This is a genomic window from Bradyrhizobium sp. HKCCYLRH2015, from assembly GCF_051168215.1.
In the GTDB taxonomy this organism is placed as follows: Bacteria; Pseudomonadota; Alphaproteobacteria; order Rhizobiales; family Xanthobacteraceae; genus Bradyrhizobium.
On the sequence record NZ_JBNPUO010000003.1, the window covers coordinates 433,748 to 455,337 of the forward strand.

General features: G+C 64.8%; 21 protein-coding genes. 6 read left to right on the forward strand and 15 right to left on the reverse strand.

Translation table 11 applies throughout. The annotated features are described in order from the left end of the window. Positions 1–173: 173 nt before the first annotated feature. On the reverse strand, positions 174–1,013 hold the full coding sequence (locus ACQR1H_RS09960; protein WP_434873374.1) for an NlpC/P60 family protein: 840 nt from the start codon (positions 1,011–1,013) through the stop codon (positions 174–176). Further along, a complete protein-coding gene (locus tag ACQR1H_RS09965; protein WP_434907494.1) occupies positions 1,006–2,388 on the reverse strand; it encodes a leucyl aminopeptidase family protein in 1,383 nt (460 codons plus the stop codon). Before ACQR1H_RS09965 ends, ACQR1H_RS09960 begins: the two co-directional genes overlap by 8 nt. A gap of 193 nt (positions 2,389–2,581) precedes the next feature. Here ACQR1H_RS09965 and ACQR1H_RS09970 point away from each other — a divergent pair, with 193 nt between their 5' ends. Further along, positions 2,582–3,391 (forward strand): tetratricopeptide repeat protein, encoded by an 810-nt coding sequence (locus tag ACQR1H_RS09970; RefSeq protein ID WP_434907495.1) that lies wholly within the window; start codon positions 2,582–2,584, stop codon positions 3,389–3,391. Positions 3,392–3,416: 25 nt separating this feature from the next. On the opposite strand, the gene ACQR1H_RS09975 is transcribed toward ACQR1H_RS09970, so the two are convergent. From ACQR1H_RS09975 to ACQR1H_RS10020, 10 genes are all read right to left on the reverse strand, one after another. Beyond that, a complete protein-coding gene (locus ACQR1H_RS09975; protein WP_434907496.1) occupies positions 3,417–4,658 on the reverse strand; it encodes a Zn-dependent hydrolase in 1,242 nt (413 codons plus the stop codon). Positions 4,659–4,742: 84 nt separating this feature from the next. Continuing rightward, entirely contained in the window at positions 4,743–5,717 is a 975-nt protein-coding gene (locus ACQR1H_RS09980) for a type II secretion system F family protein (protein ID WP_315753445.1), read from the reverse strand. Positions 5,718–5,725: 8 nt separating this feature from the next. Then, positions 5,726–6,700, reverse strand: a complete 975-nt coding sequence (locus tag ACQR1H_RS09985; RefSeq protein ID WP_315804693.1) for a type II secretion system F family protein — start codon at positions 6,698–6,700, stop codon at positions 5,726–5,728. 11 nt (positions 6,701–6,711) lie between these two features. After that, positions 6,712–8,175 carry a CpaF family protein gene (locus tag ACQR1H_RS09990; protein ID WP_316177231.1) on the reverse strand — a complete coding sequence of 488 codons (1,464 nt, stop codon included), beginning with the start codon at positions 8,173–8,175 and terminating at the stop codon, positions 6,712–6,714. A gap of 21 nt (positions 8,176–8,196) precedes the next feature. Then, the gene (locus tag ACQR1H_RS09995; RefSeq protein WP_434838568.1) at positions 8,197–9,465 is read right to left on the reverse strand and encodes an AAA family ATPase; all 1,269 of its coding nucleotides are present in this window, start codon (positions 9,463–9,465) and stop codon (positions 8,197–8,199) included. Continuing rightward, positions 9,462–10,202 (reverse strand): CpaD family pilus assembly protein, encoded by a 741-nt coding sequence (locus ACQR1H_RS10000; protein WP_316177233.1) that lies wholly within the window; start codon positions 10,200–10,202, stop codon positions 9,462–9,464. Before ACQR1H_RS10000 ends, ACQR1H_RS09995 begins: the two co-directional genes overlap by 4 nt. A 22-nt stretch (positions 10,203–10,224) precedes the next feature. After that, positions 10,225–11,706, reverse strand: a complete 1,482-nt coding sequence (locus ACQR1H_RS10005; RefSeq protein ID WP_316177235.1) for a type II and III secretion system protein family protein — start codon at positions 11,704–11,706, stop codon at positions 10,225–10,227. Positions 11,707–11,723: 17 nt separating this feature from the next. Then, the gene (gene cpaB / locus ACQR1H_RS10010; protein WP_315713815.1) at positions 11,724–12,524 is read right to left on the reverse strand and encodes a Flp pilus assembly protein CpaB; all 801 of its coding nucleotides are present in this window, start codon (positions 12,522–12,524) and stop codon (positions 11,724–11,726) included. Positions 12,525–12,650: 126 nt separating this feature from the next. Beyond that, a complete protein-coding gene (locus tag ACQR1H_RS10015; RefSeq protein WP_315734617.1) occupies positions 12,651–13,175 on the reverse strand; it encodes an A24 family peptidase in 525 nt (174 codons plus the stop codon). A gap of 326 nt (positions 13,176–13,501) precedes the next feature. Further along, positions 13,502–13,666, reverse strand: coding sequence for a Flp family type IVb pilin (locus tag ACQR1H_RS10020; RefSeq protein WP_231317342.1), 165 nt, complete (start codon positions 13,664–13,666; stop codon positions 13,502–13,504). A 451-nt stretch (positions 13,667–14,117) separates the two neighbouring features. On the opposite strand from ACQR1H_RS10020, the gene ACQR1H_RS10025 reads away from it, so the two are divergent. The 4 genes from ACQR1H_RS10025 (at position 14,118) to ACQR1H_RS10040 (ending at position 17,288) form a co-directional block, all read left to right on the forward strand. Then, entirely contained in the window at positions 14,118–14,945 is an 828-nt protein-coding gene (locus tag ACQR1H_RS10025; protein WP_315804697.1) for a sterol desaturase family protein, read from the forward strand. 134 nt (positions 14,946–15,079) lie between these two features. Then, positions 15,080–15,580: a pilus assembly protein N-terminal domain-containing protein gene (locus ACQR1H_RS10030; RefSeq protein ID WP_315804698.1), complete on the forward strand. Its 501-nt coding sequence runs from the start codon at positions 15,080–15,082 to the stop codon at positions 15,578–15,580. Positions 15,581–16,113: 533 nt separating this feature from the next. Beyond that, the gene (locus ACQR1H_RS10035; protein WP_315804699.1) at positions 16,114–16,659 is read left to right on the forward strand and encodes a TadE/TadG family type IV pilus assembly protein; all 546 of its coding nucleotides are present in this window, start codon (positions 16,114–16,116) and stop codon (positions 16,657–16,659) included. A 68-nt stretch (positions 16,660–16,727) separates the two neighbouring features. Then, positions 16,728–17,288 carry a TadE/TadG family type IV pilus assembly protein gene (locus tag ACQR1H_RS10040; protein ID WP_315804700.1) on the forward strand — a complete coding sequence of 187 codons (561 nt, stop codon included), beginning with the start codon at positions 16,728–16,730 and terminating at the stop codon, positions 17,286–17,288. 171 nt (positions 17,289–17,459) lie between these two features. Here ACQR1H_RS10040 and ACQR1H_RS10045 read toward each other — a convergent pair whose 3' ends face one another. From ACQR1H_RS10045 to ACQR1H_RS10055, 3 genes are all read right to left on the reverse strand, one after another. After that, the gene (locus ACQR1H_RS10045) at positions 17,460–17,672 is read right to left on the reverse strand and encodes a cold-shock protein (RefSeq protein WP_006612155.1); all 213 of its coding nucleotides are present in this window, start codon (positions 17,670–17,672) and stop codon (positions 17,460–17,462) included. A gap of 301 nt (positions 17,673–17,973) precedes the next feature. Further along, positions 17,974–18,264: a translation initiation factor IF-1 gene (gene infA, locus ACQR1H_RS10050; protein ID WP_315804701.1), complete on the reverse strand. Its 291-nt coding sequence runs from the start codon at positions 18,262–18,264 to the stop codon at positions 17,974–17,976. Positions 18,265–18,288: 24 nt separating this feature from the next. Next, positions 18,289–19,698 carry a DEAD/DEAH box helicase gene (locus tag ACQR1H_RS10055; RefSeq protein WP_316238217.1) on the reverse strand — a complete coding sequence of 470 codons (1,410 nt, stop codon included), beginning with the start codon at positions 19,696–19,698 and terminating at the stop codon, positions 18,289–18,291. Positions 19,699–20,206: 508 nt separating this feature from the next. On the opposite strand from ACQR1H_RS10055, the gene urtA reads away from it, so the two are divergent. After that, the gene (urtA, locus tag ACQR1H_RS10060; RefSeq protein ID WP_315804702.1) at positions 20,207–21,529 is read left to right on the forward strand and encodes an urea ABC transporter substrate-binding protein; all 1,323 of its coding nucleotides are present in this window, start codon (positions 20,207–20,209) and stop codon (positions 21,527–21,529) included. Positions 21,530–21,590 lie beyond the last annotated feature (61 nt).

The following is a 21,590-nucleotide window of genomic DNA, read 5'->3' on the forward strand; positions in this document are numbered from 1 at the left end:
GGTTGTCTCTTCAAAGAAGGTGCTCGTGGATACAGGCCCCTCACCCGACCGAGCTTGCTGCTCTGTCCTACATGCCCTCTCCCACAAGGGGAGAGGGCCCATTCATGGGCCGTGTAACGGGACTCAGAGCTTGAGCCAACGCGTCGCGGTGATCAAGTCGCGCGGCTACGATCTCAATCGAGCCGCTTGATCGCGAGCACATCGCTCCCGCTCGCCTTGATACGGGCAATCGCTTCGCCGATCGGCTCGATCTGCGTGGCCATATGAAACGCGTTGGCGTGGACGATCGTGTCAGCGTCGCGCACGATGGCGACGTGGCCCTTCCAGAACATCAGATCGCCGCGGCGGAGTGGGTCGCCACCGTCGAGCACGCGACCCAGCGCCGCGAGCTGCATGTCGCTGTCGCGCGGGCACGGCACGCCGGCGGCATTCAGCGACACCTGCACCAGCCCCGAGCAGTCGATGCCGAGGCTGCTCTTGCCGCCCCAGAGATAGGGCGTGCCGACGAAGCGCTCGGCAACGGCGACGTAATCGGGCTCGAGCTGATCGCGCGGCACGACGTGCTGCTTCGGCACGAACCAGGATTCATGCGTGACGACGAAGCTCGCTTCGTCACGCGTCACAGCGATGGTCGATCCCATGAGCAGCGTCTCGAGCGGCGGCAGCTTGATCGACGGTCCGGGAAACGCGAAGCTGCGCAGTGCGCTGATCTTGTGCGTCGGCGCAGCACTGGGCGCCGCCAGCGCCGCCTCCGGCAGCCAGCCGACATAGCCGTCGCTTTCGAGCTGGCCCCAGGCCCAGCCCTCGCCATTGCGGTCGTAGACCGTGACGCGCTCGCCCTTCAGCGCCTGCGTCGCCTGCTCGGCGCCGGAATGCGGCTGCAGCCGCAGTGGCGCGATCGGATCGACGACGACGAGGGTCTCGCCGTCGACGAAGCGCGCAGCCGTCACCTGTCCCTGGAGATGCCTGGCCGCGATATCGCCGCGTGCCGGCGTGAGCCTCGGATCAGCCATAGCGCTCGCTCAAGAGCTTGTAGAGCGCGCGCGCGGCCTGGCACTCGCCGCCCTCGGGGCGGCCGGGCTTGGCCGACGGCGTCCAGGCGAAGATGTCGAGATGCAGCCAGCTCCTGGCGTGCTCGACGAAGCGTTGCAGGAACAGCGCGCAGGTGATCGACCCGGCGAAGCCGCCCGAAGGCGCATTGTTGATGGTCGCGACCTTGGAGTCGAGCCACGAGTCATACGGCGCCCACAGCGGCATCCGCCACAGCGGATCGTTCTCGGCGGCAGCGCAGCGCGCGACATCGGCGGCGAGCGCCTCGTCCTGGGTGTAGAACGGCGGCAGATCGGGACCGAGCGCGACCCGGGCCGCGCCCGTCAGCGTGCCCATGTCGATCAGCAGATCGGGCTTGTCTTCGTCAGCCAGCGCCAGCGCATCGGCCAGCACCAGCCGGCCCTCGGCATCGGTGTTGCCGATCTCGACCGTGATGCCCTTGCGCGACGGAAACACGTCCATCGGACGGAAGGCGTTGCCGGCGACCGCGTTCTCGACCGCCGGAATCAGCACGCGCAGATGCAGCTTGAGCCCGGCGTCCATCACCATCTGCGCCAGCGCCAGCACATTGGCGGCGCCGCCCATGTCCTTCTTCATCAGCAGCATGCTGCTCGACGGCTTCAGGTCGAGCCCGCCGGTGTCGAAGCAGACGCCCTTGCCGACCAGCGTGACCTTGGGATGCGATGCGTCGCCCCAAACCAGCTCGATCAGCCGCGGCGCGCGCGTCGAGGCGCGGCCGACGGCGTGGATCAGCGGATGGTTCTGCTCCAGCAGATCGTCGCCGACGATGCTGGTGAAGCGTGCGCCGAAGCGGTCGGCGACCTGCTTCGCGGCGGCCTCGAGCTCCTCGGGTCCCATGTCGTTCGACGGCGTGTTGACGAGGTCGCGCGCCAATGTCGCCGCGTCGGCCAGGCGGCTCAGCTCGGCGGCGTCGACGCCGTCCGGCGGAACGAGGCGGACCTCCGGCGTCTCGGCCTTGCGGTAGCGGCCGAAGAGGTAGCTGCCGAGCGCAAACGCCAGCGCGGCGAGCCGTGCATCATGCGGCGCATTGGCGAAGCGATAGGTGCCGGCGGGCAGCAGGCCGGGCAGGGCGCCCGGCCGGAACAGGTCACGGTGCTTGGCGTCGTCGTCCTCGATGCCGAACAGCACCTGAGCGATGCGCCCGTCCGCGCCGGGCAGCGCCAGATAGCTGCCGGGCTTGGCGGTGTAGACGTTGGCCTCGGCGAAGTTGCGCGCTTCAGCCGACAGGCTCTCCTTGATCCCCGGCCAGCTCGCCTTTGTCACGAAGGTGATCGGGATGGCGGACGTTGTGGAGGCGGTCTCGAACATCGACGGCATGCCTAATGGTTCCCTAACTGGCGCGCTTGAGCCAGACTTCGCAGAGTTTGAAGGCCGCCGCAATCGCGCCGGGCGCCTCGCCCGCAAGCCGACGCAAATGTGACGTCTGCGCCGTGGCCGCGCCATTAACCGGCTGTTAGCGTTAACAGTTTATTGCTGGCGCGTTCAATTCGCCCGTTCGAGTCCACGTGACATGCGTCAATCGTCTTCCATTCCCCGGCTGCTTGCGTCCGTTGCCCTCACCGCGCTCGTCGCTGCGGGCCTCGGCGGCTGCCAGACCATGTCCGACGTCACGGGCTCGCTGCGCAGCCGGGCCGAGCCGCCGCCGCCCGCGACCCCGCAGCGCGCGGTCGAGGTCTATGGCGAGCGCTACCGCGCCAACCCCAAGGATGCAGCCATCGCGGTCGCCTATGGCCAGGCGCTGCGCGACAACGGCCAGCGCGAGCAGGCGGTCGCGGTGCTGGAGCAGGCCACGCTCGCCAACGCCGGCAACAAGGCCGTGCTCGCGGCCTATGGCCGGGCGCTGGCCGACAACGGCAATTTCAAGCTCGCCTTCGACGTGCTGTCGCGCGCGCACTCGCCCGACAATCCTGATTGGAAGCTGCTGTCGGTGCAGGGCACCGTGCTGGACCAGATGGGCCGCCACGAGGAGGCGCGGCGCTATTACGACAGCGCGCTGAAGATCGTGCCCGGCGAGCCCTCGGTGCTCTCCAATCTCGGCCTGTCCTACATGCTGACGCGGGAGCTGCCGAAGGCCGAGGAGGTGCTGCGCCAGGCCTACGGCTCGCAGCGGGCGGACGCACGGGTGCGTCAGAACCTCGCGCTCGTCGTCGGCCTGCAGGGACGCTTCGCGGAGGCCGAGCAGATCGCGCGGGCCGATCTGCCGCCGGACGAGGCCGCCGCCAACGTCGCCTACCTGAAGCAGATGATCCAGGGGCAGAGCCAAAGCAAGGGCAAGGCGCGCAACGCGGCGCCGATGGCCGCGCTCAATCCGCCGGACTGACGACGTGCCTCGCTGATGGCGGGCCTTATCGTGTGGCGCCCGCCAGCAGGCGGCGGCAGGTATCGACGAACACGTCGGCGCCGGTGACGATGTCGGCATCGGCGGTGTTCTCGGTCCAGTGATGGCTGATGCCGCCGATCGACGGCACGAACAGCATGCCGGCCGGCATGATGGTCGCGAGCACCTGCGCGTCGTGTCCGGCGCCGCTCGGCATCCGCAGCGACCTGCCGGCGGCGAGATCGCGGCTGGCGGCCTCGACCGCATCCTGGAACGTGCCGTCCATCATGGCTGGCGCGCCGGTACGGATGCGCTCGACGGCGACATGGCAGGGACCTGCGTCTGAAGCCTGCGCAGCCATCTCGCGCAGCAGCTCTTCGAGCCGGTCGACCACGGCGGCATTGTCGTCGCGGATCTGGAACAGCATCTCGGCCTGGCCGGGGATGATGCTCGGTGCGCCCGGATCGAGCGTGATGCGTCCCGTGGTCCACACCGTGCGCGGGCCGCAGGCGGCCGGAAAGCGCGCGTCGATGGCGACGCAGAACTTGGCGAGCGCGAGCCCGGCATCCTTGCGCACCGCCATCCGCGTCGTGCCGGCATGGTTCTGCTCGCCGGTGAAGGTGATGCGGTATTGCCAGATGCCGACGATCGAGGTGACGACGCCGATCTTGAGCTCGCCCGCCTCGAGCGTGTCGCCCTGCTCGATATGAGCTTCGAGATAGCCGATATGCCGGCCGGGCTCGGCCTGCAGGCGCGGCCGTCCGGCAAGGCCCATCTCGGCAAGCGTCTCCCGCAGCGTGCGCGGGCTGCTGCGGTCGCGGGCAGCATCGATTTCGGCCTCGCTGACGTCGCCGACATAGGAGCGGCTGCCGAGCATGCTGCCGAAATGGCCCTCCTCGTCGCACCAGGAGGCGACCTCCACCGCACCGACAATAGACGGATCGGGATTGAGCACGCGCGCCGCCTCCAGCGCGTAGACGACGCCGAGCGGGCCGTCGAGCCAGCCAGCCTGATTCTGGCTCTCCAGATGCGATCCGGCCAGCAGCTTGGGGCCGGGCTTGGCGCTGGTGCCCAGCACGTTGCCGATGCCGTCGATATCAGGCGTCAGCTGCGCATCGGGCAGGCGCTCGGCGAGCCAAGCGAGCGATTGACGATGGGCGTCGGAGAAGGTCGGCCGGTGCACGCCGGTCTTGTAGGTGCCGAAGGCGCGCAGTGCGTTCAGATCGGCCAGGACGCGGGCGCCATCGGCGCGGCGGAGCTTGTCGGACATCAGGCGGAGACCTCGATCATGCTCCGCCTAGCTTCCAGGGTAGAGCCCTGACCGCAAGCGAAATTTCTCGCGAGCGGTCTACGTCTACTGCATGGCCGCGACCTTGATGCCGGTCGGTCCCAGAATGACCACGAACAGCACCGGCAGGAAGAACAGGATCATCGGCACCGTCAGCTTCGGCGGCAGCGCCGCGGCCTTCTTCTCGGCCTCGTTCATGCGCATGTCGCGATTTTCCTGCGCCATCACGCGCAGCGATTGCCCGAGCGGGGTGCCGTAGCGCTCCGATTGCTGGAGCGCGAGGCAGACCGACTTCACGCCCTCGAGGCCGGTGCGGCGGGCGAGGTTCTCATAGGCGACCTTGCGGTCCTGCAGATAGGAGAGCTCCGCGGTGGTCAGCGTGAACTCCTCCGACAATGCGATCGACTGGCTCGAGATTTCGATGGCAACCCTGCGGAAGGCGGCTTCGATGGACATGCCGGATTCGATGCAGATCAGCAGCAGGTCGAGCGCGTCGGGAAACGCGCGCTTGATCGACAGCTGGCGCTTGGAGATCGCGTTGCTGAGGAACAGCATCGGCGCCTGCAGGCCGAGATAGGCCATGCCGACGCAGATGCCGATCTTGACCGGCATCGACTTCTGCAGATGCGCGATCACGAAGACGTACAGCACGGACCCGACGAACAGCACCAGCGGCGTCACCAGGCGCGCGAACAGGAAGGTGATGTAGGGCGCCTGGCCGCGGTAGCCCGCCATGATGAGCTTCTCGCGGGCCGCCTCCTGGGCGAGCCATTTGGTGAGGTTGAAATCCTCCACCACGCGAGAGATGAGCTGCTTCGGCGTCTGCCGCAGCGAGACCTTCTCGCCGGCGTTCAACCGCTCGCGCTCGCGCTGCTTGATCCGCTCGCGTTCGCTGGCGACCGCCTTCATGCGCTTGTTCAGGTTCTCGCCTGCGAACAGCGGCATGATCAGCGTATAGACGGTGGCCGTCGCCGCGATGGCGGCGAAGAACATCGTCATGAAGTGCGGGTCGTGCAGCTTGGAGACCAGAATGTCGACCATGGTCCACCTCAGAAATCGAAATTGATCATCTTCTTCATGACCAGGATGCCCATCGACATCCAGATCACGCAGCCGACCAGCATCAGCTGGCCGGTCGGATGGGTCCAGAGCAACGAGATGTACTCGGGCGTGCTCAGATAGACCAGCAGCATCACGATCGGCGGCAGCGATCCGATGATGCCCGCGGACGCCTTGGCCTCCATCGACATCGCCTGGATCTTCTCGCTCATCTTCTTGCGGTCTCGCAGCACCTTCGAGAGGTTGCCGAGCGCCTCGGAGAGATTGCCGCCCGACTTCTGCTGGATCGCGATGACGATGCCGAAGAAGTTGGCTTCGGGAAGCGGCATCCGTTCGTAGAGCCGCGCACAAGCCTCGCCGAGCGGCATGCCGATCGCCTGGGTCTCGATGATCCCGAGGAACTCGCTGCGCAAAGGCTCTGGCGCGTCGGCGGCGACGACCTTGATGGATTCGAACAGCGGCAGGCCGGCCTTGATGCCGCGCACGATCACGTCGACGGCGTCCGGCAATGCCGCCAGGAATTTCTTCTCGCGCCGCTTCTTGAGGTAGCCGAGGATCCAGCGCGGCAGACCGAGACCGGCGGCGAAGCCAAGCCCGAGCGCGCCGAGCGGGCCGCCGCCGGCGAAGAAGGCAACGGCGCAGACGACGAAGCCGAGGACACCGGAAACGATCCAGAATTTCTGCACGGTCCAGTCGAGCCCAGCCTGCGAAATCCGCATGTTCAGCGGGACCTTGCTCTGCTTCTGGGCCTTCGCCTCGAGATCCTTCAGCGAGGATTCGACCTGCTCGCGGCGCGAGCGCTGACTGCGTTCGGCCTGGCGGACCACCGGCTCGGACTTGGCGACGGTGCTACGCCGTTGCTCGGCCTTCCGCTCGCCAGACAGCAGGGGGTAGAGGAACACCCAGGCGATGCCGCCGATCGCGGTGGCGGCGAGGAAGGCAAGGGCGAGAGCCTGCAGCTTCATGGGGTCTCTCCTCAGTCCTTGCTCGCGACTTCGGCGGCGTCGAGCGCAGCCGCAAGCCGCTTCTCTTCGCCGTAGTAGCGCGCGCGCTCCCAGAACCGCGGCCGGCCGATTCCGGTCGAGCGGTGGCGCCCGATGATCTTGCCGTTCGCGTCCTCGCCGATCATGTCGTAGAGGAAGATGTCCTGGGTGATGATGGTGTCGCCTTCCATGCCCATCACCTCGGTGATGTGCGTGATGCGGCGGGAGCCGTCGCGCAGGCGCGCCGCCTGGACGATGACGTCGATCGAGGCGCAGATCATCTCACGGATGGTCCGCGACGGCAGCGAGAAGCCGCCCATTGTGATCATGGATTCGCAGCGGGACAACGCTTCGCGCGGGTTGTTGGCGTGCAGCGTGCCCATCGATCCGTCGTGACCGGTGTTCATGGCCTGCAGCAGGTCGAATGCCTCGGGGCCGCGGACCTCGCCGACGATGATGCGCTCGGGCCGCATACGCAGGCAGTTTCTCACCAGCTCACGCATGGTCACCTGGCCTTCGCCTTCGATGTTGGGCGGGCGGGTTTCGAGGCGAACCACGTGTGGCTGCTGCAGTTGGAGTTCGGCGGCGTCCTCGCAGGTGATGACGCGCTCGTCGTGATCGATGTAGTTGGTCAGACAGTTCAACAACGTGGTCTTGCCCGAACCGGTACCGCCGGAGATCAGCACGTTGCAGCGGACGCGACCGATGATCTGCAGGATCTCCGCGCCCTCCGGCGAAATCGCGCCGAACTTGACCAGCTGATCGAGGGTCAGCTTGTCCTTCTTGAACTTACGAATGGTGAGCGCGGGGCCGTCGATCGCCAGCGGCGGAACGATGGCGTTGACGCGCGAGCCGTCGGCGAGACGCGCGTCGCAGATCGGCGAGGATTCGTCGACGCGGCGGCCGACCTGGCTGACGATGCGCTGGCAGATGTTCAGGAGCTGCTGGTTGTCGCGGAACCGGATGCCCGTGCGCTGGATCTTGCCGTTGACTTCGATGAAGACCGTGCCGGCGCCGTTGACCATGATGTCGGCGATGTCGTCGCGCGACAGCAGCGGCTCCAGCGGGCCATAGCCGAGCACGTCGTTGCAGATATCGTCGAGCAGCTCTTCCTGCTCGGCGATCGACATCACGATATTCTTGATCGCGATGATCTCGTTGACGATGTCGCGGATTTCCTCGCGCGCGGATTCGCCGTCGAGCTTGGCCAGCTGAGCGAGATCGATCGCTTCGATCAGCGCTCCGAAGATCGTCGCCTTGACCTGATAGTAACTGTCCGAGCGCCGGGCCTCGACAACCGGTGGCGGCGGCGGCGGAGCCTGCCGGGTCGGAGCCAGAGGTGGCGACGGCACGGCCGGAGCCGCCGCGCGTGGCGCAGCCGGCGCCGGCTCGGGCGCCGGCGCGGCCGGCCTGAGGGCTCTGGTATCGTTGTCCAATCCGCTACGCTTACCAAACACGACTTAGAACTCCACGCGTGCTTACTTCGCCCTCAGCTTGTCCAGCAGAGGCGACAGGAAGGAGCCTTTCGGCTTCTTTGTCTCGCTGCGGCCGGTGAGCCGCTGCGCGATCTGGAGAAACATCTCCGTCGTCCGATGGCTGGGAGACATTTCCGCAATCATCTGGCCGTTGTTGGCGGCCGCGCCGAAGATCTGCGGCTCGAACGGGATCGTTGCGATCGGTGGGCTTTCGATCGCCTTGGCGAACTCGCTCGCATTGATCTCGGGTCGCTTGGGAACGCCGACCTGGTTCAAGCAGTAGAGCGGCATGCGATCGTTCGGCCGGGCGGCCTTGAGGAGATCGAACATGTTCTTGGTGTTGCGCAGCGAGGCGAGATCCGGCGCCGCGACGATCAGGATGTCGTCCGCGGAGATCAGCGCCCGCTTGGTCCAGCCTGCCCATTGATGCGGAACATCGAGCACGATGCAGGGCATCGAGGCCCGCAGCGTGTCGAACACCGCATCGAATGCCTCAGCGCCGAAATCATAGACCCGGTCGAGCGTCGCAGGCGCGGCCAGCAGGCTCAGATGATCGGTGCATTTCGACAACAGCCGGTCCATGAAGGCGATGTCGATCCGGTCCGGTGAGAACACGGCGTCCGCGATGCCCTGCGCAGGATCCTGGTTGTAGTCGAGGCCGGCGGTGCCGAACGCCAAATCAAGATCTGCCACCACGGAGTCCATCGCCAGGTCGCGCGCGATCGCCCAGGCGATGTTATGGGCCAGGGTCGAGGCTCCGACGCCGCCCTTGGCGCCGACGACGGCAATGATGCGCCCGACGGCCTTGGCTTCCGGCGCCGAGAACAGGTTGCAGATCGAGCGGACGACGTCGATCGGCGTGACTGGCGACAGCACATAGTCGCTGACGCCGCGCCGAACCAGCTCGCGATACAGCGTGACGTCGTTGACGCGGCCGATCACGACGACGCGCGTGCCCGGGTCGCAAACCGTAGCGAGCTGATCCAGACCGGCCAGGATGTCGGTGCGTGCATCCGTCTCCAGGATGATGACGTTCGGGGTCGGGGCAGACCGGTAGGCCTCGATCGCCGCCGCCATGCCACCCATCTGAACCTTCAGATGGGCCTTGCCGAGGCGCCGGTCCTCACCGGCGGACTGAACCGTCGCGGCGGTTTCCACCGTCTCACAGAACGCCTGCACGGACACGCGCGGCGCGGGCGCGATGTGATCGTCGGCCGGCGGTGGCACGACGTCAGGCTGCTCCTCTTGGGTCTGTCGGGCGTAGCTGATCATTTGCCTGTGTCGCTGAGTTTGGCCTTGTCGGCCTCTGGATACGTGATCGCGGTTGATTGTCCCTTGCGATATTTGTCGAACAACGCCGTGCGCCGGGTGGTATAGGACGGCGTTTCGGATCGCGGCTGCACGAGATCCGACGGGTTTGCAACCATTGCCGCCATGTTGCGCTGGTAGGCGCAGCCGTAGTTCCAGTCAGGCTTGTTGTCGAACCAGTTCTTGTTCTTGATCGACGGCCCGAGGTCGTCCGGCCAGAGCCCGCAGGGCCCCGCCGTGGCCGACAGTTTTGGATAGCTCAGCCGGATCGCGGCCATCTGGCGCGGGTCCTTCGGCTGATAGTTGCGTACGGTGATGCCGTGCGGCGGGACTCCGGCGGCGGCCAGCAGGGAGTGGATCTCCCGCATCGAGTCGGCGGCCGCCCGTGCGTTGGGGGTGCCGCTCGGCACGTCGGCGCTGATCGCGCCCGTGCCTTGGCGAATCCAGCTCTGGGCCAGTCCCATCACGTCGGCGCGCTGCTCGGCCGTCAGGCCGCCACGGCCCTGGCCGACGAAGACCACCAGGGAGTCCGGGGCCTCCTGGATCGCGATCGGGTGGCGTAGCCGGTAGTCGTCGGGGATGCTGGCCGTGACGGCCGGATCTCTGCGGAAGTTGCAAGCGCCGAGCAGGACCGCTGCGCCGGCCAGGGCCACGGCAAGTTGCAGTCGGCGGTGTCGAGCGGGGCTGGGTTTCGTGGTCATCGTTGCAGGTCCTTGTCCCGGCTCAGTCCGTGATGAAGCCATAGGTGCCGCGATAGTTGCGTCCGGGTTCGACCCGGCCGGGTACGCCGTAGATGCGGTTGATGCTGCCCAGGAGATCGGCCTGGGGATCGGAGGCGGCCGCAAAGCCGTCGTCTGGGCGGGAGAGATCCTTCTGTGCCACGGCGCGGACGACGAACGGCGTCACCAGAACCATCAGCTCGGTCTGGTTGTTGACGTAGTCGCGGCTGCGGAACAGCGCGCCGAGGACCGGCAGCTGCATCAGGCCCGGCATGCCGCTGATCGCCTGCTTGGTCTGCTGCTGGATCAGGCCGGCCATCGCCATGGCGCCGCCGGAAGGAATCTCCAGCGTGGTCTCGGCGCGGCGGGTCTTGATCGAGGGAACCGTCAACGAGTTGACCGTCGACGCGCTGACGGCTTGCGACAGCGTGATCGAATTCTCGTTTGAGAGCTCGGAGACCTCGGTCATCACCCGCATCGAGATCCGGCCCTCGCTGAGCACGACGGGCGTGAAGTTGAGCGAGATGCCGAACTTCTTGAAGCTGATCTGCGTCGTACAGACATGGGTCGTCGGATCGCAGGAGTAACCGGCGGGAACCGGAAACTCGCCACCGGCGATGAAGGTCGCGGACTCGCCCGAGATGGCGGTCAGATTGGGTTCCGCGAGCGTACGGATCACGCCCGCGTTCTCCATCGCGCGCAGTGTCGCCTGCACCGTCGGGGTCGCTCCGCCTAACGACGCGGTCACGGCGTTGTTGGAGACGAGATTGCTGCCGTAGGCGGTGAACGGATTGGAGTTCGCGTATTTGATAACAGCCGTTCCGTAGTTGAGCTGGCCGGAGAGATCGATGCCGAGCTGCTTGACGACCGAGCGCTGTACCTCGGCGACAGTCACCTTCAGCATGACCTGGTCCCGGCCGCGCACGGTGATCGAGTTGACGACCTTGTCGGCGCCGCCGGCGAGCCGGGCGGCCAGTTCGCCGGCCTGCTGGGCTTCGATCTGGCTCGACGCCGAGCCGGTCAGCACGATGCTGTCGGCGAGGCCCTCGATCTGGATATCGGCATTCGGCAGCAACTGCTTCAGCGCCGCCCGCGCGCCGTTCAGGTCGCGCTTGACCGCGATGTCGTAGGCCGCGATCTGCTGGCCCTGCGCGTCGAAGAAGACGATATTCGTCTGACCGATCGCCGCACCGATGATGTAGGCGCGCTGAGAGGAGCGCACGACGGCATTCGCGATCTTCGGATCGGCAACAAGAACGTCCTTGATATCGCGCGGCAGATCGATGACGACGGACTTGCCGATGCCGAGCGCAAGGAAACGTGCATTGTTCTGGCCGTCCGCGGCGGCGGCTGCAGTCGCCGGGCGATAGTCTGCCGCGATCACCGGCGCGATCGCCGGATTGAGGGTCAGCGCAGCGGCGGCCGAAAACGACAGCGCGCGGACCAGCAGGGTCCGCATCTTCCGCTGATTTTCGCTGCAGGTCATCTGGGTGGTCCTCTTGCTCACTTCTGCGTCGTCATCGTGCTGGGAATGCCGAAGCGGACGACGGCAACGCTGTCGCTGCGCTTGCGGCTGGTCTCGTCCGTGCGGCGCTCGGCCACGTTGACGTCGGCGATGCTGCGGAGCGCCAGGGACAGCGTTCCGGTTTGACGGGCACGCGCGAGCGTCTCGGCCTGTTCCGGCTTCAGCTCCAGCGTGACGGTCTTGCCGACCACCGTGGTCTGGCCGTCCTTTTCCTTGGGGGCCTGATCGATCGCCAGCACACGGATGTTCGACAGGATGATATCGGAGCTGACGACGTCGCCCGCGTTGGGCTGATCCGGATTGCGTTCGCGCTTGGACAGGATCACGTCGACGCGATCGTTCGGCAGGATGAAGCCGCCGGCGCCTGTTTCCGGCGAAATCTCGGTGGACACGGCGCGCATGCCGGCCGGCAGGATCGCGGCCATGAAGCCCGAGCCGTCGGCCTTGACGAGCTTCTGTTCGCGGATGGGCTCGCCGGCAATGAACGGCGCCCGCGCGATCGTGCCGGTGATCTGCGTCTGTCCTTCGGGCCGCTCGTTGCGGCGGATGAAGCTGGCGCTGGCCGTGGCCGCCGGCCAGCTCTGCCACTGCAGATCTTCGGGCTTGAGGGATTGGCCGAGGGCGATGTCGCCCTTGGCGACGAGAACGTCGACGGTCGGCATCTGCGGCGCGGGCGCGGCGACTTGAGCCGGCCGGTCGTCGGACCCGCTCGCGAGATATGCGGCCACGCCGCCAGCGCCTACAGCGATGGTCAGAACCACAATGCGTGCGGTATTCATACGCTTCACTTTCCACATGACGCCGCGACGTTTCCGCCGCCGTGATGGGAGTTGAGCAGTTATTCGTCAAAGCATGGTTAATGAGGCGTATCTAAATCGCCTTAACACCGCGTTGACACGGTGTGTTCAGAGCAATGCAAGACGCGCAGCGTCGATCGCCTTCACCCAATCGGTCTCCGGATAGACCATCAGAGCGCCCAGGGCGAGCGCGATGCCATAGGGCACGCCGCTCTCCTTGGCGTGCAGGCGTGCAAGCCAGGGTTGCCCCGCCAGCATGTAGGGCAACGGCCATTGCCGGAACTGCATGAGAGCGAGGGTGAGCACGCCGCCGAAGATCGAGGCGTACAACAGGTAGTTCATCAGGTGGGCGAAGCCGAACCACAGGGCGGCGGCGGATGCAACCTTGGCGTCACCGCCGCCGATCCAGCCGAATGCAAAGCACGTGAACGCAATCACCAGCAAGGTCGCGCCGGCACCGAGATGCATCAGCATGTCTGCCATGCTCATCCCGCTCAGCGGCGCCAGAACCAGGAAGCCGGCGACGAGCGCCAGGGAGACCCGGTTCGAAATGGTCATCGTGAACAGGTCGCTCGCCGCGGCAAAGGCCATCAGGGCCGGAAACAGCAGGAGGCGCGCGAGATCGAGGGTCATGGGCTCTCAATGGCATCGACGCGGGGCATGGGTGCGCCGCTGCGCCAGAGTCTAGCTGCAAGAAATAAATGATCGGGAAACGGCCGGAATGGCCGGCCGGTTGTCGATCTCACCAGACGCTGACGATGCGGGCCGCCAGAGCGAGGATGGACAGGCCGAGGCCGCCGCAGATCCAACGCAAGGCGACGTCGGTCCCGCTGGGCGGAGGCCGGGACGCGGCTGCGGACAAAACGTGGTTACGCATCACTGAACGCCGCGGAGCTGAAGGTGGAAATGATAAAGGCCCCGGATGTCCGGGGCCTTCTTTGCTCGGCCGTGACGACCGCTTACTTCAGCGAGGTGTTGATCGCGCCGAACTTGGAGCTCAGGCTGGAGCCGAGACCGTTCACTGCGGCAATGATCGCGAGCGAGATGCCGGCGGCGATCAGACCGTATTCGATCGCGGTCGCGCCGGATTCATCCTTCACGAAGCGAGCAAGAAGATTCTTCATAGGTAACTCCATGTACACGTGGCTGGTCGAACAAACTCTGGTCGTTGCGGCGTTCTCAGCACCGTGACCATGCGGCCACCCTAGGGGGCAGGAATTTCGGCGTAGTTAATTCGGTCGCCGAAACCCGGCGACAAATGGCTGTTATTGTGCAGAGTAAACGTAGGATGAAGCGGACCGTGATCATTCTAAATGATCCACGGCACGCGCCGTGCCAATCTCGCTGAAAAGATGAGCGCGAGCTTCCACTGCCGCGCCCAATGTTTCCATCGCAGGAGCCTGCGCCGCATTCCGCACCATAGGCATATGGTCCCGTCGACCTGGCCGGCGAGCCCTTGGCTCCGCGTCGATCGTGCTGGACCGATCGGCAGCCCAGCTCGGCCGGCCACGAGGTTCACGGCTCCTTAAGCGCCAAGGAGTACCCCTCGGAACAGTTCATGAGATGAGGAATGTGATGTCCGGTCTGCCATGGGAAGTCGCGCTGATGCTCGGCCAGACCATCGAGAAGGTGCTGCCGATCACCTTGGTGCTGGCAGTGGTGTTCTCGGTGCTCAGCCACTTCTGGGCCTGCAATCCCGGCAAGCCGTGGTGGCAGAAGCGCGAGCTCGTCACCGACGTGGTCTACTGGTTCTTCGTGCCGGTTTTCGCGCGGGTGCTCCGCATCGGCTTTCTCGTGCTCGGCGCCAGCGTTCTCTTCAAGATCCGCGACGCCGACGAGTTGATCGCCTTCTATGAGAACGGGCACGGCCCGCTGGCGCAGCTTCCGGAATGGCTGCAGGGGCTGCTCTTTCTCGTGCTCTCCGACTTCATGCTGTACTGGACGCATCGTCTGTTCCATGGCGGCGAGTTCTGGAAATACCACGCGGTCCACCACTCCTCGGAAGATCTGGAGTGGATTTCGGCGGCCCGCTTCCATCCCATCAACCTGATCCTCGGCACGATCGCGGTCGACGTCATCCTCCTGATGGCCGGCATCTCGCCCAATGTCATGATCTGGGTTGGACCGTTCACGACGTTCCATTCGGCCTTCGTCCACGCCAATCTCAACTGGACGCTGGGCCCGCTGAAATATGTCCTCGCCACGCCCGTCTTCCATCGCTGGCACCACACGTCGATGGAGCAGGGCGGCAACACCAATTTCGCCGGCACGTTCCCGATCTGGGACATCCTGTTCGGCACGTTCCGGATGCCGGAGGGGCAGTTGCCCATGGCCTACGGCAAGGACGAGGCGACGATGCCCGGTGAGTTCGGCGGTCAGCTCGCGTTTCCGTTCCGAAGATGACGTGTTCTGCAACCGCCCGAGCTGAGATGGCGGCGTTTGCAGAACGTTCACCAATTGAGCGCAGATTTGCCGCGTCGGGCGCCGTCACCGCTGCGTATCGCTTGAGACGGCTCGTCAAGGTCCCGGGGTTGAGTATGTCGTTCTGTGTATCGCGTCGTCCTTCTGTTTCCTTCGCATTGCGGGCGGCTGTCGCCGCCGTGCTGCTGTGGCCGGCTGCCGCCTCGGCGGAACCCGATCCTGCCATCGCCGTGAATGTCGACCAGGCCAAGCTGGTCAAGTTGCCCGACCGGGTCGCGACCCTCGTCGTCGGCAATCCGATGATCGCCGATGTGACCTTGCAGAGCGGCGGCATCATCGTCGTCACCGGCAAGAGCTACGGTGCCACCAACTTCATTGCGATGGATCGCGGCGGACAGGTGCTGATCGATCGCCAGATCCAGGTCGCCGGACCCACCGACCAGCTCGTCACGGTGTATCGCGGCGTCGATCGTGAGACCTATAGCTGCATGCCGATCTGCCAGCGCCGGGTGACCTTGGGCGACGGCGACAACTACTTCAAATCGGTGCTCGACCAGGCTGGAACGATGTCCAGCACGGCGAGCGGCAACGCGGCAGCGGCGTCGAAGACCAACTGAGCGGCTGGCTTGGCCGTGCCTGGCCGGGTCGATGGCGACGTCTGACCGCATCTCCACGCGCGTCGGCACCGACGATGCGGTGAGCCTTGCCGCTGGCGCTGCGGCTCGATAGCCCGATTCGTTTGGTTTCGATGGTCGGATCGGACAGGTGGCGCTGCCTCAAAGGGCTGACTGCGAGCGACCCCCCAAGCATGCAGGGCGATCGCATATGGTTTTCCCGGGCGGAACTTTCATGGCCTCGTGGTTCGAGACGCGTCGCAAGAGCGACGCTCCTCACCATGAGGATCAACAGCTTTGCGGCGGAGAAAGGCCCTCATCCTGAGGAGCCCGCCGAAGGCGGGCGTCTCGAAGGATGGTCGCGAAAAGACTGCGCGCCCAGCTTTTTCACCATATGCGATCGCCCTGCCCAAGCATGGTTAGCGGGACGTTGATGCGGCGGGCCATACTGTCCGTATCGTAGGAAACTCTTTCCCAAGGAGTTTCCGCTATTCGTTTCACTCAGGTTGATGTGCCTTTCCAGTCCGGATGACCCCATGCAAGCCTCCGTCTCCTCGACCGCTTCGATGCGCCGGCTGCTGCGCCGCTTCCGGCGCAACAGGCGGGCATCGGCCGCGCTCGAATTCGCGCTGGTCGCGCCGGTCTTCTTTGCGCTGCTGTTCGCGATCATCGAAACGGCGCTGATGTTCTTTGCCGGCCAGGTGCTCGAGACCATCACGCAGGACTCGGCGCGCATGATCCTGACCGGACAGGCGCAACAGGGCTCCTATACGCAGTCGCAGTTCGCGAGCTACGTCTGCACCCAGGTTCCCGCGCTGTTCGACTGCAACAAGATCTATATCGACGTGAAGAGCTACTCCTCGTTCGGGAGCGTCTCGATCAGCAACCAGATCGACAACAGCGGCAACTTCGTCAACAACATGACCTACAGTCCGGGCGCCGCCGGAGACATTGTCGTCGTCAGGCTGTTCTATCAGTGGCCGATCTTCGTGACCGGCCTCGGCTACAACATCGCCAACCTGAGCGGCAGCAAGCGGCTGCTGGTGGGTACGGCCGCATTCAAGAACGAGCCGTATTCATAACACGGACCTCGCGAGCTGCTTCTGAGGGACACCAGGAATTCATCATGCCGTTGGGAAGAATGCCGGGTATGTCTTCGCGCCTGCGCCTGTGGCGTCGCATCGACGCCTTCGCTGCCGATTGTCGCGGTGTCGCGGCCACCGAGTTCGCATTCATCGTGCCGCTGATGCTGGTGATGTTCTTCGGCACGGTCGAATTCTGCTCGGCCATCGCCGTCGACCGCAAGGTCACTTTGATGGCGCGCACCCTGTCCGATCTGACGTCGCAGTCGACCACGGTCGGCGACAGCGACATGTCGAACTTCTTCGCCGCCTCGACCGGCATCATGTATCCGTACTCGACCACGCCGGTGAATGCGACGATCACCGAACTCTATGTCGATCCCACCACCATGCAGGCGACGGTGAAGTGGAGTAAGGGGTCGACGCCGCGGACCGTGGGCATGACGGTCGGCGTGCCGGCTGAATTGCTGGTGTCCGGCACCTATCTGATCTTCAGCGAGGTGAACTACCAATACGTTCCGACGATCGGCTACGTCATGGGCAAGACGGGCGTCAATCTCAGCGACGTCGCCTATACCCGGCCGCGGCAGTCGACCTGTGTGATGTATAGCCCGGCGACCTCCTGCTGAGCTGAGCGCCGGACTAATCCTGCGCGGCGCCGGGTCCGCTTGCGCGCGGGCAACAGACCGCGTTCCAGGCGATCACAATCCGACGGCGAACAGCCGGCAAATAAAAAAGGCCGCACAAGGCGGCCTTTCGTTGTCCAGGTGGGCAATCGTAGGCGATTGCCCTGGCGTCGCTCAATTGGCGGCGCGGAGATTGTCGGCCGACGACTTGCCCGAACGGCGGTCCGCCACGATCTCGTAGGAGATCTTCTGGCCTTCGCGCAGCGTGCCGAGACCAGCGCGCTCGACGGCGCTGATGTGCACGAACACGTCGTTGCCGCCGTCGTCCGGCTGAATGAAGCCATAGCCCTTGGTTGCGTTAAACCACTTCACGGTTCCCATGCTCACGGGGGTAGTTCCCTTCTCAGATACCAAATGCGTAACCCAGTCTCCTGGGCTGGTTAGATCGAATTTTTGGAAGGGTCGTCAGCGTCTGAACCGGCTGTACCGGTAATAGCTAATCTCGTCCGGCCGAAAATCGATTGCGGGATATATTATTGGAAATGCCCGCGCAAAACAATCCTGAGCTGCGCGAGAGTGCATGATTTTTTGACGCGCCGGCTCGATGCCGACGCGCTGAATTGTCGCTGATTGCGCAAGGCTTGATCAATCCGCCGGGCCGGGCGGAACATTGCTCCGCCCAATCCCCCTAGCGCCGACGGAACTGGCCGCCGCGCTGCGCTGCGCCACGCGGAGGACCGCCGGGCGAGCTGGGACGCTCGTCCTTGTGGCGGAAGATCAGCCGGCCCTTTTCGAGGTCGTAGGGCGACATCTCGACGGTCACGCGGTCTCCCGCGAGCGTCTTGATGCGATTCTTTTTCATCTTGCCGGCGGTGTAGGCAACGATCTCGTGCCCCGCGTCGAGTTGTACCCGATAGCGTGCATCGGGAAGGATTTCGGTGACCAGCCCTTCGAACTGGATCAGCTCTTCCTTAGCCATGTCTTTCTCCAGATCGATAGACGTCTAGTTTGGCCGTTGGTTGCGGTTGTGAGCGTGGTTTTTGGGTCTGCCCTCGCGATGCAGGAAAGCAACGCCTTGAATCGACCCGGCCTTGCCGCCGCCTTGCGACGGCCGCTGGGGCTCCTGACGATTGCCTGGCAGAGGCGCCATCTTAGCATTGGAACGACGGCGACGGCGAGGGCCTTTTGCGGCGGTGCCACCCTCGTTGGTCCGCGCATTCTGCATGCCAGGACGGCCACCGCGCTGAGGCGGTTTGGCCGGTGCTGCAGCTTCGCGGAGGCCGGGCGTGCGGCGATCGTCGCGCGGCAGCGAGATCTTGATCAGCCGTTCGATGTCGCGAAGATAGGACAGCTCGTCCGATCCCGCCACGAGCGAAATCGCAACGCCCTCGGCACCGGCGCGCGCCGTGCGGCCGATCCGGTGGACGTAGGTTTCGGGCACGTTCGGCAGGTCGAAATTGACGACATGGCTGACGCCGTCGACGTCGATGCCGCGCGCCGCGATGTCGGTCGCGACGAGGGTGCGGATCTCGCCGGAGCGGAAGGCGGCCAGAGTGCGCTCGCGGTGATTTTGCGACTTGTTGCCGTGGATCGCCTGGGACGGGATGCCGGCCTTTTCCAGGCTCTTCACGACCTTGTCGGCGCCGTGCTTGGTCCGGGTGAACACCAGCGCGCGGTTGACTGGCTCCTGCTTGAGCAACTGAGCCAGAAGGTTCGGCTTGGCCGAGTGGTCGACGTGGATCACGCGCTGGGCAATGCGCTCGACCGTCGAGGAGACGGGGGTCACCGCGACCCGCGCGGGGTCGCGCAGCATGGCGTCCGCGAGCTCGGCGATGTCCTTAGGCATGGTGGCCGAGAAGAACAGCGTCTGGCGCTTGATCGGCAGCTTGGCCACGATCTTCCGGATGTCGTTGATGAAGCCCATGTCGAGCATGCGGTCGGCTTCGTCGAGCACAAGGAACTCGACATGGGTCAGCTTCAAAGCGTTGCTCTGGACCAGATCGAGCAGCCGGCCAGGGGTGGCAACCAGCACTTCGAGGCCGGGCATCACAGCGCGGACCTGGCGTCCCATCGGCACGCCGCCGATCGCGAGCGCCGAGCTCAGGCGGATGTGCCGGCCGTAGGTGTTGAAGCTGTCGAGGATCTGACCCGACAATTCGCGGGTCGGGCTCAGCACCAGCACGCGTGCCGTCTTCGGCTGCGGCTTGATCCGGTTCTGCAGCAGGCGGTGCAGGATCGGCAGCGCAAACGAGGCCGTCTTGCCGGTTCCCGTCTGGGCGATGCCGATCACGTCGCGGCCTTCGAGCGCGAGCGGGATGGTTTGGGCCTGAATGGGGGTGGGGGTGGTGTAGTTCTCTTCCTTCAGCGCGCGCGTCAGCGCGTCGGCGAGGTTAAAATCCTGGAAGGATGTCAAAAGATTGGGCTTTCCATAAGAGGATAAGGCCCGTGTCGGCAGGCAGCCGGACGCGGGTGGGTGGTTGAGAGACACCCGCGTGTTTGGAGCGCCTAGATTGGATGGGTGAGAATGCAAAGCCAGAAGCTCAGGTCGAGCTAAAGAACACGCGGCTTGCAAAGATCCGGCCGATTCGCCTCGATCTACCGGATATATGGAACAGGTGGACGGCACATGCAAGGCCGCTGCGCAACGGATCGGCTTTCCGGGTGGTACCTGGCTGCTTTAAATTTAGCCATTCAAAACAAAGTGCACAAATCCTGCGCTACATGCTATCTGATTAATCATCGAGCTTGCTCAATTCGACGGCAGAAGGCTGCGACCTCGTGCCACGAGAACGCGAAGTTCCACTTCTGTGTCAATGCCTTACCAGATGTGCACGGCATGGCACACTTCTTGCGATTCTTCCGCCGCAGACCGCCGGCCGCCTTGGCTGCGAAGCACGTCTGCGTCAGGGAGATATTACCTCATGCTTACTCGACTCACTCAGGAATTAACGGCGCCGTTCAGCCGCCGTCGCTGGCTGGCTGCTGCTGCCGGCCTGGCGCTCGGCGCAGCCGGCTTTGGCCCGGCCAAGGCCGCTGACGACACCATCAAGATTGGCGTTCTGCATTCTCTGTCCGGCACCATGGCCATCAGCGAGACCACGCTGAAGGATACGATCTTGTTCCTGATCGACGAACAGAACAAGAAGGGCGGTGTGCTCGGCAAGAAGCTCGAGGCCGTCGTGGTCGACCCCGCCTCGAACTGGCCGCTGTTCGCCGAGAAGGCGCGCGAGCTGATCACCAAGGACAAGGTCGCGGTCGTGTTCGGCTGCTGGACCTCGGTGTCGCGCAAGTCGGTGCTGCCGGTGTTCAAGGAGCTCAACAGCATCCTGTTCTACCCGGTCCAGTACGAGGGCGAGGAGAGCGAGCGCAACGTGTTCTACACCGGTGCGGCGCCGAACCAGCAGGCGATCCCGGCGGTCGACTACCTGATGAAGGAAGAGAAGGTGAAGCGCTGGGTGCTGGCCGGCACCGACTACGTCTATCCGCGCACCACCAACAAGATCCTCGAAGCCTACCTGAAGTCGAAAGGCGTGGCTCAGGACGACATCATGATCAACTACACGCCGTTCGGTCACTCCGACTGGCAGACGATCGTGGCCGACATCAAGAAGTTCGGCTCGGCCGGCAAGAAGACCGCCGTGGTCTCGACCATCAACGGCGACGCCAACGTTCCGTTCTACAAGGAGCTCGGCAACCAGGGCATCAAGGCCAAGGACATCCCGGTGGTCGCGTTCTCGGTGGGTGAGGAAGAGCTCGCCGGCATCGACACCAAGCCGCTGGTCGGCCATCTCGCTGCCTGGAACTATTTCGAGTCGATCAAGACTCCGGCGAACGAGAAGTTCATCAAGGAGTGGCAGGCCTACACCAAGAACCCGAAGCGCGTGACCAACGACCCGATGGAGGCCCACTATATCGGCTTCAACATGTGGGTGAAGGCGGTCGAGAAGGCGAAGTCGACCGATCCGGACAAGGTCATCGACGCGCTCCCGGGCATCGAGGCGCCGAACCTGACCGGCGGCGTGTCGAAGATGCTGCCGAACCACCACATCACCAAGCCGGTGTTCATCGGCGAGATCAAGGGCGATGGCCAGTTCAGCGTCGTCTACAAGACCAAGGATCTCGTCCCGGGCGACGCCTGGTCGAAGGAGCTCGAGGGCTCGAAGGACCTGATCGGCGATTGGGTCGGCAAGAAGTGCGGCAACTTCAACGTCAAGACCAACAAGTGCCTGGGCTCGGGCTCCTGATCCCGACCTGACGCGACCATGACGACAGGAGAAGGCGGCGATGTTGCCGCCTTCTCTTGAC